The sequence below is a fragment of the Plantibacter sp. genome (genome assembly GCF_059073635.1).
Window position 1 is genome coordinate 1 of record NZ_JCACOF010000011.1, and the last position, 14,810, is coordinate 14,810.

At 69.7% G+C, this 14,810-nt stretch carries 15 protein-coding genes; 11 read left to right on the forward strand and 4 right to left on the reverse strand.

Features of this window, described 5'->3' with window-relative positions:
• The 3 genes from AC5JOC_RS17200 to AC5JOC_RS17210 form a co-directional block, all read left to right on the forward strand.
• Positions 1–328 (forward strand): DUF6328 family protein (locus AC5JOC_RS17200; RefSeq protein ID WP_494246912.1); only part of this gene is annotated, 328 nt, incomplete at its 5' end.
• A gap of 40 nt (positions 329–368) precedes the next feature.
• A complete protein-coding gene (locus AC5JOC_RS17205) occupies positions 369–791 on the forward strand; it encodes an HIT family protein (protein WP_494245114.1) in 423 nt (140 codons plus the stop codon).
• A 59-nt stretch (positions 792–850) separates the two neighbouring features.
• Positions 851–1,390: a flavin reductase family protein gene (locus AC5JOC_RS17210; RefSeq protein WP_082916284.1), complete on the forward strand. Its 540-nt coding sequence runs from the start codon at positions 851–853 to the stop codon at positions 1,388–1,390.
• On the opposite strand, the gene AC5JOC_RS17215 is transcribed toward AC5JOC_RS17210, so the two are convergent.
• Complete coding sequence (locus AC5JOC_RS17215; RefSeq protein ID WP_494246913.1) at positions 1,391–1,894, reverse strand: proline dehydrogenase family protein; 504 nt, start codon at positions 1,892–1,894, stop codon at positions 1,391–1,393.
• Between the two features lie 579 nt (positions 1,895–2,473).
• Between AC5JOC_RS17215 and AC5JOC_RS17220 the strand changes: the two genes are divergently transcribed.
• Positions 2,474–3,046: a YdeI/OmpD-associated family protein gene (locus tag AC5JOC_RS17220; RefSeq protein ID WP_124768489.1), complete on the forward strand. Its 573-nt coding sequence runs from the start codon at positions 2,474–2,476 to the stop codon at positions 3,044–3,046.
• Positions 3,047–3,065: 19 nt separating this feature from the next.
• Positions 3,066–3,671: a maleylpyruvate isomerase family mycothiol-dependent enzyme gene (locus tag AC5JOC_RS17225; protein ID WP_494246914.1), complete on the forward strand. Its 606-nt coding sequence runs from the start codon at positions 3,066–3,068 to the stop codon at positions 3,669–3,671.
• 247 nt (positions 3,672–3,918) lie between these two features.
• On the opposite strand, the gene AC5JOC_RS17230 is transcribed toward AC5JOC_RS17225, so the two are convergent.
• The 3 genes from AC5JOC_RS17230 to AC5JOC_RS17240 form a co-directional block, all read right to left on the reverse strand.
• Positions 3,919–5,319, reverse strand: coding sequence for a DUF222 domain-containing protein (locus AC5JOC_RS17230; RefSeq protein ID WP_494246915.1), 1,401 nt, complete (start codon positions 5,317–5,319; stop codon positions 3,919–3,921).
• 602 nt (positions 5,320–5,921) lie between these two features.
• On the reverse strand, positions 5,922–6,353 hold the full coding sequence (locus AC5JOC_RS17235; RefSeq protein WP_079704851.1) for a hypothetical protein: 432 nt from the start codon (positions 6,351–6,353) through the stop codon (positions 5,922–5,924).
• 113 nt (positions 6,354–6,466) lie between these two features.
• Positions 6,467–7,114 (reverse strand): TetR/AcrR family transcriptional regulator, encoded by a 648-nt coding sequence (locus tag AC5JOC_RS17240; protein ID WP_079704852.1) that lies wholly within the window; start codon positions 7,112–7,114, stop codon positions 6,467–6,469.
• 132 nt (positions 7,115–7,246) lie between these two features.
• On the opposite strand from AC5JOC_RS17240, the gene AC5JOC_RS17245 reads away from it, so the two are divergent.
• The 6 genes from AC5JOC_RS17245 to AC5JOC_RS17270 all read left to right on the forward strand — a co-directional run.
• Positions 7,247–8,905, forward strand: a complete 1,659-nt coding sequence (locus tag AC5JOC_RS17245) for an ABC transporter substrate-binding protein (protein ID WP_124768494.1) — start codon at positions 7,247–7,249, stop codon at positions 8,903–8,905.
• Positions 8,906–9,048: 143 nt separating this feature from the next.
• Positions 9,049–9,921, forward strand: a complete 873-nt coding sequence (locus AC5JOC_RS17250) for an ABC transporter ATP-binding protein (protein ID WP_244175392.1) — start codon at positions 9,049–9,051, stop codon at positions 9,919–9,921.
• The gene (locus tag AC5JOC_RS17255; protein WP_056009243.1) at positions 9,918–10,715 is read left to right on the forward strand and encodes an ABC transporter ATP-binding protein; all 798 of its coding nucleotides are present in this window, start codon (positions 9,918–9,920) and stop codon (positions 10,713–10,715) included. Before AC5JOC_RS17250 ends, AC5JOC_RS17255 begins: the two co-directional genes overlap by 4 nt.
• Positions 10,712–11,695: an ABC transporter permease gene (locus AC5JOC_RS17260; protein ID WP_079704856.1), complete on the forward strand. Its 984-nt coding sequence runs from the start codon at positions 10,712–10,714 to the stop codon at positions 11,693–11,695. Before AC5JOC_RS17255 ends, AC5JOC_RS17260 begins: the two co-directional genes overlap by 4 nt.
• Before the next feature lies 1 nt (position 11,696).
• On the forward strand, positions 11,697–12,749 hold the full coding sequence (locus AC5JOC_RS17265) for an ABC transporter permease (protein WP_079704857.1): 1,053 nt from the start codon (positions 11,697–11,699) through the stop codon (positions 12,747–12,749).
• The coding region (locus AC5JOC_RS17270) for a glycoside hydrolase family 3 protein (RefSeq protein ID WP_494246916.1) at positions 12,746–14,810 on the forward strand (2,065 nt) is incomplete at its 3' end. The genes AC5JOC_RS17265 and AC5JOC_RS17270, both read left to right, overlap by 4 nt.

Below are 14,810 nucleotides of genomic sequence, written 5' to 3' on the forward strand. Positions count from 1 at the left end.
GCTCAGTGGATTCGACCATGTGCTGTACCTCGTCCTCGTGGTCCTGGCCGTGACGGTCACGCTCCTCGCGCTCGCCCCGGTGATCATGCACCGGTTGGTGTTCCGGCAGCTGGCGAAGCCACAGCTGGTGCGGCTGTCCAGCAGCATCCTCATGGTGTGTCTCGGGGCGGCGTCGCTGCTGTTCGCGGGGATCGTCCTGTTCGTCTTCGACTTCGTCGTGTCGCCCGCGGTCGGCTTGTGGGCGGGTGGGGTCGTGGTCGTCGTCATCGGGCTGGTGTGGATCGTCGGCCCGCGCCTGATCCGGGGTGCGCGCGACCGCGTGTCCTGAGGTGATCGACGCGCCCGCGGTGAGCCCCGAGAATGGGACGATGCCCGACACCTGCACCTTCTGCCGCATCCTGCGTGACGAGCCCGACGACGTCACCTGGGTGGAACGCGAGGACGAGGCGGTCGCCTTCCGGCCGTTGCCCGAGTCGGAGCTCGCGCCCGGCCACACCCTGGTGGTGCCGCGGGCGCACAGCGTCGGCCTGCTCGACGCCGATCCGCGAGCCCTGCAGGCGACGACCGCCCTCGCTCAGCGGGTGGGACGCGCGATGCGGGCGGCGCTCGGCGCGACCGGGGTCGTCGTGCTGAGTGCGTCCGGTGCCGATGCCGGGCAGAGCGTCCCCCACCTCCATCTCCACGTCGTGCCGTGCTGGGACGACGACGGGGTCACGTTCTGGCCCGAGGGTCGCTCGAAGCACCGGGTCGACGGCGACCCGCACGAGCTCCTCGCGGAGATGTTCGAGTAGCCGGAGATCGCTGCTCCTTGAGTTGACCTCAAGACCGATTGAGGTTCTACGGTTGAAGCATGACCATTCCCACCACGCCGTCCGCTGATCCCGATGCCCTCGCCCGCGCCGCGACCGTCGACGGGTTCAAGACGGCGTTCCGTGACCACCCGGCGGGCGTCGCGCTGATCAGTGCCTCGACCGATCGGGGAGACGTCGGGCTGACGGCGTCATCGGTCGCGTCGGTGGCCGTCGACCCGCCGATGCTGTCCTTCTCGGTCACGCGGGCGACGGGGTCCGCGGGCGGACTGCTCAGCGCGGGAACGGTCGTCGTCCACCTCCTGGCCGACCACCACCTGGAGGTCGCCAAGGCGTTCGCCAAGACGGGGGAGCCGCGCTTCACCCCGGAACAGCACTGGGAGCGACTCGCGACCGGCGAGCCCTATCTGCCGAGTGCCCGTGCGGCGCTGCGCTGCCGGATCGTGCAGACGGTCCCGGCCGGCAGCTCGATGCTCGTCATCGCCGAGGTGCTGGAGGTCATCCCGCCCGGCACGGACGCGCCGGCGCTCGTCTACCAGAACCGCAACTTCCACCGCCTGGAGTCCGACCCGCTCGGCTGATCAGGCGAGGAGCGCGATCGGGCCGATGTCGGCGATCGCCTCGATGACCCGCTCGGGGTGCTCGGCGATCCGGTTCAGGACGTAGAGCCACCACTCGGGTCCGTAGACGAGGTACTCGCGCGTCGCGAACCCGCGGCGGCGAAGGTCGTCGAGCAGCTCGGTGCCGAGTCCCTGGAGCATCTCGAACTCCACGTGCGGCTGACGGAGGTCGTCGCCGAGCGCGCCCTCGAGTGCGGCGACGAGGTTCGCGTCGTGGGTGGCGACGTTGACCCGGTGGCCCGACCCGACGAGTCGCGTGACCATGCTGATGTAGGCCGCGGTCATCGGTGCGGAGTCGCGGGGGTCGGCGACCTCGGTCGATTCGAGGAAGGCTCCCTTCACGACGCGGATCGGCCCGGGCCGATCCAGCACGCGGTCGAGGTCCGCGGGGGTGCGGTGCAGTCGCGCCTGCAGGGTGACGCCGGTCTCCGGGAAGGCGTCGGCGATCTGCTCGAAGATCGACAAGCACCAGGTCCGTGCGGTCGGAACCCTCGGCGGAGATCATGAGCGAGGTCCCGGCGTCCCGTGCCGCCTGCGCGAGCGCCAGGCCGTTGCGCAGGCCGAGCTCGGGCGAGACGACGGAACCGATGTGGGAGAGGTCGAGCGAGATCGTCGCGGTCTGGTCGGATTCGCTGATCCGGCGGGCGAGGTCGATGAACTCCGCGGTCTGCTCGTCGGCGACACGTGCGTCGCGGACGGACTCGCCGACGAGCTCGATGCTCCAGCGGTGCCCACGATCGGCGTTCGCTTCGAGGAGCCGCAAGGCCGAGGCCGCGTCTTCGCCGGCGATGTATCGCAGGGCGGCCCGCTTGGCGACGGCGGCGGCTTCCGGGTGGGCGAGGACTCGCGCTTTGAGGTCCTCGTCGAGGGCCCAGGCTCGCAGGGTGTCGGCGGCGCGCGACAGCGTCTCGTCGTTCATCAGCATGCTTCGACCCTATCCAGTCGTGGGTGGCGGTCCGGACGGCACCGGGGTCTGGGCTGCACCGGGGTCTGGGCTGCACCGAGGTCTGGGCTGCGTCGCCCGTGCGCGCTACGCTCGCTCACGTGGCGAGCTTCGAGGAGAAACCGATCCTGGACCTCACGCTCGATGAGTGGGAGGCCTACCTCGCTGGTGCGCCGAGCGACGCGGGCGTGCGGTTGAAGCTGCGGAAGAAGACGTCGAAGGCGTCGGGGATCACCTGGTCGGAGGCGCTGGACGTCGCCCTCTGCTACGGATGGATCGACGGACAGAGCAAACGGTTCGACGACGACTACACGCTGCAGGCGTTCACCCCGCGGCGGAAGAGCAGCCCGTGGTCGCAGATCAACCGGGAGCACGTCGCCCGCCTCATCGAGGAGGGGCGGATGCGTCCCGGTGGGCTCGCGGAGATCGAACGCGCCAAGGCCGACGGGCGGTGGGACGTGGCGTACCGGCAGAAGGACGCCGTCGCACCGGATGATCTGCAGGCGGCGCTCGAAGCGAACCCCGAGGCGGCGGCGTACTTCGCGACGCTCGGCCGCACCGACCGCTTCCGTGTGTTCTTCCGCCTGAGCAACATCAAGACGCCCGCGATCAGGGCCGCGCGCATCGCGGACGTGGTCGAGAAGGCCGCCCGGGGCGAGCAGCACTACCGCTGATGATGGGGGACCGGCGCGGATGAGGGTGTCACCGGGGACCGTGTGGCCGGTCGTCCACGAGGAGCGTCGGCGGCTCGTCGCGGACCTGTCGGTGCTGAGCGACGATCAGTGGGGGAGGCCGTCGCTCTGCACCGGATGGGATGTGCATGACGTCGTCGCCCATCTCGTCGATTCGGCGAAGACGACGCGGCTGGGATTCGCCCGACGACTCATCGCCGCGCGGTTCGATTTCGACCTCGACAATGAACGCGGGGTCGAGCGGGAGCGGCGGAACGATCCGCAGGAGACGCTCCGCGCCCTGGCGGACGCCACCGAGCTGACGCGCACCCCGCCGGCGAACCTCGCGACCAGGCTCGTCGAGGCCATCGTGCACGGGGAGGACGTCCGTCGGCCGCTCGGCATCCGCGCGGACTACCCGACAGCGGCGGTCCTGGAGGCGTTGGAGTACCAGCTCCGGACCGGCGTCTCGATGGGCGGCGGCAAGGAACGTGCCCAGGGGGTTCGGCTCGTCGCCGAGGACGCCGGGACGAGCTGGGGCGAAGGCGACGAGGTCCGGGGATCGGCGCTCGACCTCTTGCTCGCGGTGTCAGGGCGACCGACCGGGCTGGCGTTGCCCGGGAGGTGAGGAAGAAGCTGGAAGTCTCCCGCGTGCACCTTCCCCGTCGACCGACGTGCCTGGGCTCGGCTGCCCTTCGACAGGCTCAGGGACCGGGTTCATCCGGGTGAACCTCTTCCGTTGACCGAGGTTGCGCGGCACGGCTGCCCTTCGACAGGCTCAGGGACCGAAATGGTTCAGGCGCACCTCTCCCGGTCACTGAGCTTGTCGAAGTGCCCACGAGGACGCCTCATCGTTTCGGGCACACCTCTCCCGGTCACTGAGCTTGTCGAAGTGCCCACGAGGATGCCTCATCGTTCCGGGCACACCTCTCCCGCTCACTGAGCCTGTCGAAGTGCCCACGAGGACCCACCCCCTTCGACAGGCTCAGGGACCGGAAACTGGTCAGAAGGGCGCGGGATCGGGTTCGGTCCGATACTGCTTCCCGTCGGGTGTCGTCCACTCGAGCACCCCGCCGGGCCCGTGGTCGAGGTTCCATCCGGGCAGGTGCTTCATCCGGTGGTGATGTCGACAGAGGCAGGCGAGATTGCCGACATCCGTCGTGCCGCCGTCCTCCCAGGCGACCGAGTGGTCGAGGTCGCAGGCCCGTGGCTCGCCTGCCGCAGCCCGGTGCCCGACAGGTGCCGTCCCGCAGGCGGACCGCCCGCTGGAGGTCGGCCGGAACCCGGTACTGATTGCGGCCGACGGAGAGGACCGCACCCGTTTCCGGTTGGACGAGGATCCGGGTGAAGCTGGGGGCGTTCACCGCGATGCGGGCGGCGGTCTCCGGGTCGATCGGGCCGTAGCCGTCGAGCGTCGCCGGGGCGTCGCTGACGCCGGCCATGCTCAGCGCCGGGACCGTGATCTGCACGGTGGGCTTGATGTGCTCCTGGACCTCGATCGGGTGCGGGAGCACCGGGCTCGACATCACGTCGTCCGGGGTCACGCCGGTGAGCGCGAGGGCTGCCAGGGCGTCGGCCTGCAGTTGGGCGCACGTGCGCGTGTCGCCCGCAGCGCGCGACTCGGCCGCGGCTGCTTCGACCCGCTCGGCGATGCCCTGCGCGATCGGCGCCGTGGTGAACAGGTGCACCCACGCCATGCCGTCAGCCGCCGGTTCGAACTCCACCCGACGGTCCGCTTCCGAGCGGACCGCTCGCGCGGTGATCGATTCGGGGTGGAGACGCTCGCGCAGGACACGAGCGCTCGTGCGGAGCCCAGCGGCCGTGGTGCGCTCGGCGACGACGAGGACCTTGTCGAGGAACACCGCCCGCCCGGCAGCCGGGACGTCGCAGAGCTGGTCGGTGATCACCTGCGCATGCCGCGCCGAGATCCGGCCGGCCTCCAGCGACGCCAGCACAGCCGGTGCGTCATTCACCAGACGTTCGGCGTCGTTCGTCGCACGCTGGACCGTCCGCTCCGGCATCCGGGTCGCCATCGCGAGGGCCGCACACGTCGACCGGCGGGAGAGCGCCTGACGTTCAGCCGGCGGGAAGATCGCCGGGACCGTGGCGTCCGCGAAGGCATCGGCATAGGCGGCGGAGCGGGCCAGGAGGCGCGCCTTCCGCGCGTCCAGGACGGCCTGTTGCCGGTGGAGCTCGGCCCACTGGTCCGAGAACTCCTCGAGCTGCGCGGCGTACTCGTCGCTCGCGCGGATCGCGGTGCGGGTGGTCTCGGTCATGGAACCAGTCCACCATGGACCACTGACATTCCAGATGCTGAGTCGGGGGACTGTGGAAGTCCCTCGTGGGCCCTTCGACAGGCTCAGGGACCGGGAGAAGATCACCGGAGCAGGAGGTCCCTCGTGGGCCCTTGGACAGACTCAGGGGCCGGAAGGGGGCCGCCGGATTGGCGAGGTTTCCTCGTGTGCCCTTCGACAAGCTCAGGGACCGGGGGAAGGGTGCCCGATTCGCGGGTTCCCGTGTGCCCCTCGGCAGGCTCAGGGACCGGGAGAAGATCACCGGAGCAGGAGGTCCCTCGTGGGCCCTTCGACAGGCTCAGGGACCGGTGGAAGGGCGCCGGATTGGCGAGGTTTCCTCGTGTGCCCTTCGACAGGCTCAGGGACCGGGGGAAGGGTGCCGGATTCGTGGGGTTCCCCGTGGGTCCTTCGACAAGCTCAGGGACCGGGAGAAGATCACCGGAGCAGGAGGTCCCTTGTGGGCCCTTCGACAGGCTCCGGGACCGGGGGAAGGGTGCCCGATTCGCGGGTCCGCGGGGCCTTCTGCAGGCTCAGGGAGCGGAGGAGGCCTGTCGACGGGCGACCGGCCCAGCGACCGGGCGGGGTCAGACGGCCCGGGCGAGCAGGTCCGCGATGCGCTTCGCGACGGCGTCGTTCCACGCGGTGACACCGAACGCGGTCGGCCACAGGTCACCGTCGTCGAGCTTCGCGGAGTCGTTGAACCCGATGGTCGCGTAGCGCGCCTTGAACTTCGCCGCCGCCTGGAAGAACACGACCGCCTTGCCGTCGGCACCGACGTAGGCGGGCATGCCGTACCAGGTCTTGGCCGCGAGGCCGGAGTCGCCGCCCATGATCAGCTCATGCAACGGCTCGGCGATCGCGCGGTCGGCGTCCTCCATGTCGGCGATCGCGTCGACGACGGCCTGCAGGGCCTCCTCGCGACTCGCGGCCGCCTTCAGCTCCTTGGCGCGCTCCTTCATCGCCGCGCGTTCCTCGGCGCTGAATCCGCTCTTCGTGCTCGACTGCTTCTCGGCCATGTCGGCGTCCTTCCGTTCGGGGCAGTGGTCCGCCTCTCACGGTAGCCCTCAGCCGCACGTGAGTCGCCCAAAAGCGCTCGAAATCAGCCCGAAAACCGACCGATTCGGGCGACTCAGCCGTCCAGCGCGCCCGGCCCGAGCACCGACTCGACGATGACCCGGATCGCGTACTCGCTCGTCTCGGCGAGGTCGACGTCCGCAGGGTCGATGAGCCACTGGACCTGCAGACCGTCCATGACCGCCAGGATGGACGCCGCCGCACGGTGGATCGTCTCGGGCGCATCCACGCCCCGCTCGGCGCACACCACCTCGAACGCCTCCGCGATCTCGCGTCGGAGGGTCCGGTAGCGGTCGTCGAAGTAGTGCCTGGCCGGGTGGTCCTCGGTCACCGACTCCGCCGACAGGACGACGAACGCCTGCACGATCCCGGCGCGCTGCGCGTTCGCGGCTGCGGTGCGGATCAGGTGCTTGAACAGGTCGATACCGCCGGGGATGTGCTGGTCGTCGAGGTCCTGGACGTCCGTCGCGTCGCGGTAGCTGAGCACCTCGAGGAGGAGCTGGTCCTTCGATCCGAAGTGGTGCAGGATGCCCGCCGGCGTCATGTCGACGAGCTCGGCGATGTCGATGAGGGTGCCGTTCGCGTACCCCTTGGCGCCGAAGACGTCGAGCGCGGAGCGGACGACCTCGGCTCGTCTCGCCACAGTCGCCGGGCGTGGCTGGGCTGGTCGTTTCGCCGTGTTCTGTCGTTTCACCGTGCTCATGGTGTCCGTTCCGCGGGGGCCTCGATGCGCCCGACACTACCGCGCTTGCCAACTTACTGAATGGTCAGTAAGTTATCACCGAATCCCGACTTGCGCCGCACTGCCGCAGCGCACACCCAAGAGGAGAAAGCGATGAAGCTGAGAACCCCACTGCTGGCCGCGTTCGCGGCCACAGCCCTGCTGCTCACCGGATGCACCGGTGGCGGCGGGTCGAGCGACGGCCCCGAGAGCGGCGCCGCCCTGACGATCGCGAAGCCGGACGGCTCGATCGCCACCGAGTCCAACAACCCCTACGTCGGCGACTCGTCCGCCATGAAGCTCGGCTACATCAACGCGATCCTGGAGCCGCTCGCGATCGTCAACCTCGTCGACCCGAGCGCGGAGGTGAAGCCCTGGCTCGCGTCCGAGATCGCCTGGTCCGACGACTACACCTCCGTCGCGCTGACCGCCCGCGACGGCGTCACCTGGAACGACGGCGAGGCGTTCAGCGCCGACGACATCGCGTTCACCTTCCAGCAGTTCATCGACCACCCCGAACTCGACAACTCGGCCCTCGGCCTCACCACGGTGGCGACCGAAGGCGACACCGTCACCCTCTCGTTCACGAACCCGATGTTCGTGAAGCAGGACAAGGTGCTCCTCAAGCAGATCGTCCCGAAGCACGTGTGGGAGTCCGTCGACGACCCCGCCACCTTCGAGAACCCGGAGCCCGTCGGCACCGGCCCGTACACGCTCACGAGCTTCAGCACCGAGAGCGTCGAACTCTCCGCCCGCGACGACTACTGGGGTGAGCAGCCGGCCGTGCCGACGCTCTACTACGTGTCGTACAACGACAACACGGCCCTCACCACCGCCCTCGCCAACGGCGACGCCGACTGGGCGCAGGCCTTCATCCCGAACGTGCAGTCCGCGTACCTCGACAAGGACAAGGAGCACAACGTCTACTGGGCGGCCGCCGGTCTCGCCGTCGACGCGATGTTCGTGAACACGCAGACGAAGCCGTTCAACGACCCCGCGTTCCGCCAGGCGGTGAACCTCGTCATCGACCGCGAGCAGCACCAGCAGATCGCCCGCGAGGGCGGCGTCCCCGAGCTCAGCTCGGTGACCGGCCTCCCGACCCCGGCGGGCGACGCGTTCATCGCCTCCGAGTTCGAGGGCGAGGACTACACCGTCGACGCGAAGGCCGCGAAGCAGGTCCTGACCGACGCCGGCTACACCTGGGAGGACGACGTCCTCACCGACCCGTCCGGCGAGGCCGTCACCTTCACGCTGTCGGTGCCGCAGGGCTGGAACGACTACGTGACCGGCATCAGCCTCATCGCCGACTCGGTCAAGACGCTGGGCGTCACCGCCACGGTCGACACCCCCGACCAGGACACCTGGTGGGCGGCGAAGTCGGACGGCGACTTCCAGGCCATCCTGCACTGGACGGACACCGGCGCGACGCCGTACGACCTGTACTCCGACATCATGGACGGCCGCTGGCTCGTCGCCGAGGGTGAGGCGGCCGACTTCAACTTCGGGCGGTACGACAGCCCGGAGGCCACCGCGGCGCTCGCCGCCTACGCCAACGCGACCGACGACGCGACGCGCGCAGCCGCCCTCGAGACGGTGCAGAAGCTGTTCGTCTCCGACGTCCCGGCCATGCCGATCGGCACGCGCCCGTTCATCGGTTCGTACAACACGCGGAACTACACCGGATGGCCGAGCGAGGACGACCCCTACGCGCCCGCCGACCCGACGCAGCCGACCGCGGTCTACATCCTCACGCAGCTCAAGGCCGCGAAGTAGGCACGGGCATCACGCCGATGCGGGGCGGGCTTCGGCTCGCCCCGCACCCTCTTCATCAGCACAGAACGGACTCATGCAGTGACCAACGACGACCTGCTGACGGTCCGGCGCCGCTCTTCATCAGCACAGAACGGACTCATGCAGTGACCAACGACGACCTGCTGACGGTGTCCTCCTTCAGCGTCACCTACGACGTGGAACCACCCGTCGAAGCCGTGCGCGACGTCTCGCTCACCCTCCGCCGCGGCGAGATCCTCGGCCTGGCCGGCGAGTCCGGCTGCGGGAAGACCACCCTCGCCTACGGCCTGCAACGGCTCCTCAAACCACCGGCGGTCATCACGGGCGGGACCGCCGTCTTCCACGACGAGTCCGGCGAGGACATCGACCTCGGCCGGCTCGGCGAGGAGGAGATGCGCGCGTTCCGCTGGGACAAGGCCTCCATGGTGTTCCAGGGAGCGATGAACGCCCTCAACCCGGTCACCTCCATCGGGCGGCAGCTCGACGACGTCTTCACCACGCACCGCCGAGGCATGTCACGCGCCGAACGCCGTGAGGAGGCGGGCAAGCTGCTCGACATCGTCGGGGTCGGCCGCGACCGCCTGAAGTCCTACCCCCACGAGCTCTCCGGCGGCATGCGTCAGCGGGTCATGATCGCGATGGCGCTCGCCCTGAAGCCGCAGTTGATGATCATGGACGAGCCGACCACCGCGCTCGACGTGCTCGTGCAGCGCGAGATCCTCCAACAGATCTCCGAGCTCCGCACCGAGTTCGGCTTCTCGGTCATCTTCATCACCCACGACCTCCCGCTGCTCCTCGAGATCTCCGACCGCATCGCCGTCATGCGTGCCGGCCGGCTCGTCGAGATCGACACGGCGGAACGCATCTACCGACAGGCGAAGGACCCGTACACGCGGAAGCTGCTCGCGTCCTTCCCGAGCCTCACCGGCGAGCGCGGCGACTTCGTCCGTGGGACCGGTGGCGCCACGTCGGCCACCCAGGCAGGAGTGACCGCATGACCACCCTCGAGTTCTCACACGTCTCGAAGCGCTACCGGGTCCGTGGCTCCGGTCACATGCTCGCGCTCGACGACGTCAGTTTCACCCTGCGGTCCGGCCAGACGCTCGCCCTCGTCGGTCAGTCCGGCAGTGGCAAGTCGACCATCGCGAAGATCCTCACCCAGTTGGAACGGGCGACGAGCGGCGACATCCTGCTCGACGGCAAGGCGATCCCGCGTCGTGGTCGTGCACTCCGCCGCTACCGCCAGCAGGTCCGGATGGTCTTCCAGGACCCGTTCGCCTCGCTGAACCCGTCGCACACGATCCGCCACCACCTGGAGCGACCGCTGCGCCTCGACCACGTCGTCCCGGAAGCCGAGGTCGAGGACGAGGTGCACCGCCTCCTCGAGCGCGTGCAGCTCGACCCGGCCGGCACGATCGACCGCCGGCCCCACGAACTGTCCGGCGGTCAGCGCCAGCGGGTCGCCATCGCCCGCGCACTCGCGTCGCGTCCGTCCCTCCTCATCGCCGACGAGCCGGTCTCGATGCTCGACGTCTCCATCCGGCTGGGTGTCCTCAACCTCCTGGCCGAGCTGCAGCGCGAGTCGCAACTCGGCGTGCTCTACATCACGCACGACCTCGCGACCGCGCGGCACTTCAGCGACGAGATCATGGTCCTGCATCACGGCGAGGTGGTCGAGCGAGGCCCGGCCGACGACGTGATCCTCCGCCCGCAGCACCCCTACACGCTCGCCCTCCGCAACGCGTCGCCCGACCCCGACCGCCACTTCGCGGGAACGGAGACCATCGCATGACCTTCTTCCTCCGTCGCGCCGCCTTCTACGCGTTCACCGCGTGGGCCGCGATCACGATCAACTTCTTCCTGCCACGGATGCTCAAGGGCGACCCCGTCTCGGCGTACATCGCCAAGAACCAGGGCCGCATCAGCCCGGAGGCAGCGGACTCACTGCGCACCCTGTTCGGACTCGACGCCGACAAGTCGATGCTCGAGCAGTACCTCGACTACTGGCGGCTCCTCTTCTCGGGCGACCTCGGACGGTCCTTCTCGAAGGGCCTCGCGCCCGTCACCGACGTGATCGCCGCCGCCCTCCCGTGGACCGTTGGTCTCGTCGGGATCGCGACGATCCTGTCGTTCGTCCTCGGGACGTCCATCGGCGCCCTCATCGGATGGCGACGCGGCAGCAAGGCGGACTTCATCGTCCCGCTGTCCACCTTCTTCTCGACGGTGCCGTACTTCTGGATGGGCCTCATCGCGATCGCGGTGTTCTCCACCCTGCTCGGCTGGTTCCCCGCCTCCCACGCCTACGGCAAGGGGTCGAGGCCCGAGTTCTCGCTCGACTTCTTCGGGCAGGTGATCGCGCACGGCTTCCTGCCGGCGGCGACGATCGTGCTCGCCTCGCTCGGCGGCTGGATCCTCGGCATGCGCAACATGATGGTCACCGTCCTCGACGAGGACTACGTGACCGTCGCCCAGGCGAAGGGACTGCCGACCCGGCGGGTGCTCGTCGACTACGCCGCACGCAACGCGATGCTGCCGCAGCTGTCGAGCTTCGCCCTGTCGCTCGGCTTCATCGTCGGCGGCACGATCGTCATGGAGATGGTCTTCTCCTACCCGGGCGTCGGCAAGCTGCTGCTCGACGCCACGACGGCGAAGGACTACCCGCTCATGCAGGGGCTCTTCCTCGTCATCACGCTCACCGTCCTCGTCGCGAACATCCTGGCCGACGTCGCCTACGCGGTGCTCGACCCCCGCACCCGCCAGATGGAGTCCTGACATGACCATCCCCACCACCGAGGCCCTCGCCACCGCCGAGGCGCCCAAGCCGACGCCCGCTGGTCGCTCGTTCGCCGCCCGGTTCGCGTCGTCGTTCGCGATGTTCCGGAACGGCAAGTCGATCGCGGGGCTCTGCATCCTCGGGTTCTTCGTCCTCGTCGCGGTCTTCGGCGACCTCATCGCGCCGTACGGCCCGCTCGAGAAGGACTTCACCGCGCTGCGCCAGGCTCCGTCGGCCGCGCACCTGCTCGGCACGACGCACATGGGTGAGGACGTCCTGAGCCAGCTGATCTACGGCACCAGGGGCGTGCTCCTCGTCGGCTTCCTGGCCGGGATCTTCGCGACGATCATCGCCGTCGCCATCGGGGTCACCGCCGGGTACGTCTCGGGGTTCACGAGCGAGTCGCTGTCCGCGCTGACGAACGTCTTCCTCGTCATCCCGGGGCTCCCGCTGATGATCATCGTGGCGTCCCAGTACGACAACCCGAGCCTGTTCCTCATCGCCGGTGTCCTGGCGCTCACCGGGTGGGCGTGGGGCGGGCGGGTGCTCCGCGCGCAGACGATGTCGCTGCGGAACCGCGACTTCATCCAGGCGGCGAAGGCGAACGGGGAGTCCCTCTTCCGGATCATCACCGTCGAGATGCTGCCGAACCTCACCGCCATCATCGCCTCGAGCTTCGTCGGCACGGTCACCGCTGCGGTGCTCGGGCTCACCACGCTCGCGTTCATCGGCGTCATCCCCATCACGAACCTCAACTGGGGCACCATCCTGTTCTGGGCGCAGCAGAACGGCGCGTTCCCCGACTTCTGGTGGTGGTATGTGCCGGCCGGTGTCTGCATCGCCCTGCTCGGCGTCGCGCTGTCGCTCATCAACTTCGGGATCGACGAGTACGTGAACCCGAGACTCCGCTCGGCGGGTGAACGCGCCAGGGCCCTCCGCAAGCGCGGCATCAAGCCCGGGGCGAGCGTCACCGCCGTCCGCACCGAGACGACCGGCCCGTCCACGATCACCGACACGACCCACACCGAACGCGCTGGAGCCACCGAACGATGAAGACCGACACCGCCCGCCACCTCGAGGACGCCCGCTACCTCGACCCCGCGCTGCCGATCGCGGCCCGCGTCGACGACCTCGTCGAGCGGATGACCGTCCGCGAGAAGGTCGGGCAGATGATGCAGCTCGACGCCCGCGACGACATCGAGGCGCACGTGCTCGAGACCCACGTCGGCTCGATCCTGCACGCGTCACCGGAGCGCCTCGCGGTCGCCCATGAACTCGTCGGGCGGACGCGACTGCGGATCCCGCTGATCGTGGGGGAGGACTGCATCCACGGTCACTCCTTCCACCTCGGCGCGACGATCTTCCCCACGCAACTGGCCATGGCCGCGAGCTGGGACGCGGGGCTGCTCGAACGGGTCGCCAGGGCCACGGCCGTCGAAGTCGCTGCGACGGGTGTCCACTGGACGTTCTCGCCGGTGCTCTGCATCGCGCGCGACCTCCGCTGGGGACGTGTCGGCGAGACCTTCGGTGAGGACCCGTTCCTCATCGGTGAGCTGGCCTCCGCGATGGTGCGCGGCTACCAGGGCGACGGCCTGTCCGACCCGACCGCCATCCTCGCGACGGCCAAGCACTTCGCCGGCTACTCCGAGACGCAGGGCGGGCGCGACGCGAGCGAGGCCGACATCTCCCCGCGCAAGCTGCGGTCATGGTTCCTCCCGCCGTTCGAGCGGGTCGCCCGCGAGGGCTGCGCCAGCTTCATGCTCGGCTACCAGTCGATCGACGGGGTGCCGATCACGGTCAACGAGTGGCTGCTCAACGACGTCCTGCGCGGTGAGTGGGGGTACGAGGGGACGCTCATCACCGACTGGGACAACGTGGGCCGCATGGTGTGGGAGCAGCACGTCAGCCCGGACTACGTGCACGCCTCGGCTGCCGCGATCCGCGCCGGCAACGACATGGTGATGACCACGCCCGGCTTCTTCGAAGGTGCCCTGGAGGCGCTCGAGCGCGGGCTGCTCGAGGAGGCCGACCTCGACCGGGCGGTCCGTCGCATCCTCACCCTGAAGTTCGCGCTCGGCCTGTTCGAGCGCCCGCGGCACCCGGACGCCGCGGAGCAGCTCGCGGTGATCGGCTCGCCGGAGCACACCGAACTCAACCTCGAGACCGCGCGTCGCTCGCTCGTCCTGCTCCGCAATGAGGGCGTGCTGCCGCTCGCCGGCGGCTACCGGGCGGACGAGGCAGGCAGGGCGATCGTGACGCCTGAGGCCGGGCCGCAGCGCATCGCCGTCGTGGGTCCGCTCGCGGACGACGCGCAGATGCAGCTCGGCGACTGGGCGGGCAACTCCGGCCAGGCCGGTTGGCTGCCCGACGGCCAGCCGCGCGAGATGATCACCACCGTGGTCGACGGCCTGCGTGCGGTCGCACCCGCCGGGAGCACGGTCACGACCGCGTTCGGAGCCGACATCCTCACGCTCTCGCCCGATCCCGCGGGGGCGACCTTCCCCGACGGTCAGCCGCGTCCGCCGGTCGTCACGCCCGCGCGACCCGACGAGGCGCTCATCGCGGAAGCCGTCGCGCTGGCCGAGGACGCCGACGTGGTCGTCGCCGTCGTGGGCGACCGCATCGAGCTCGTGGGGGAGGGCCGCTCCACCGCGACGCTCGAGCTCATCGGCGGACAGGTGGCACTGCTCGACGCCCTGGCGGCCATCGGCAAGCCGCTCGTCGTGGTCCTGCTCGCTTCGAAGCCGCTCGTGCTGCCGCCGTCCGCGCTGCACGCCGACGCGATCGTGTGGGCGGCGAGCCCCGGCATGCAGGGTGGCCGCGCGATCGCGGAACTCCTGCTCGGTCTCATCGAGCCGACCGGTCGCCTGCCCATCTCCTTCGCGCGGCACGCCGGCCAGCAGCCGACCTACTACAACCAGATCCGCGGCCAGCACGGTGACCGCTACGCCGACCTCACCCAGGAGCCCGCGTTCGCGTTCGGCGACGGGCTGTCCTACTCGGGCGTCGAGTACGGTGCCGTCACCCTCGACCAGGACCGGTACGACGTCGGCGACACCGTGCGCGCCGTCGTCGAGGTCCGCAACACGGGGAACCGTCCGGTCCTCGAGACCG

Excerpts from the sequence above, each read along its gene's own strand:
- AC5JOC_RS17205 (WP_494245114.1), top strand. The coding sequence starts at position 369 with ATGCCCGACACCTGCACCTTCTGCCGCATCCTGCGTGACGAGCCCGAC.
- AC5JOC_RS17210 (WP_082916284.1), top strand. The coding sequence starts at position 851 with ATGACCATTCCCACCACGCCGTCCGCTGATCCCGATGCCCTCGCCCGC.
- AC5JOC_RS17225 (WP_494246914.1), top strand. The coding sequence starts at position 3,066 with ATGAGGGTGTCACCGGGGACCGTGTGGCCGGTCGTCCACGAGGAGCGT.
- AC5JOC_RS17230 (WP_494246915.1), bottom strand. The coding sequence starts at position 5,319 with ATGACCGAGACCACCCGCACCGCGATCCGCGCGAGCGACGAGTACGCC.
- AC5JOC_RS17235 (WP_079704851.1), bottom strand. The coding sequence starts at position 6,353 with ATGGCCGAGAAGCAGTCGAGCACGAAGAGCGGATTCAGCGCCGAGGAA.
- AC5JOC_RS17240 (WP_079704852.1), bottom strand. The coding sequence starts at position 7,114 with ATGAGCACGGTGAAACGACAGAACACGGCGAAACGACCAGCCCAGCCA.
- AC5JOC_RS17245 (WP_124768494.1), top strand. The coding sequence starts at position 7,247 with ATGAAGCTGAGAACCCCACTGCTGGCCGCGTTCGCGGCCACAGCCCTG.
- AC5JOC_RS17255 (WP_056009243.1), top strand. The coding sequence starts at position 9,918 with ATGACCACCCTCGAGTTCTCACACGTCTCGAAGCGCTACCGGGTCCGT.
- AC5JOC_RS17260 (WP_079704856.1), top strand. The coding sequence starts at position 10,712 with ATGACCTTCTTCCTCCGTCGCGCCGCCTTCTACGCGTTCACCGCGTGG.
- AC5JOC_RS17265 (WP_079704857.1), top strand. The coding sequence starts at position 11,697 with ATGACCATCCCCACCACCGAGGCCCTCGCCACCGCCGAGGCGCCCAAG.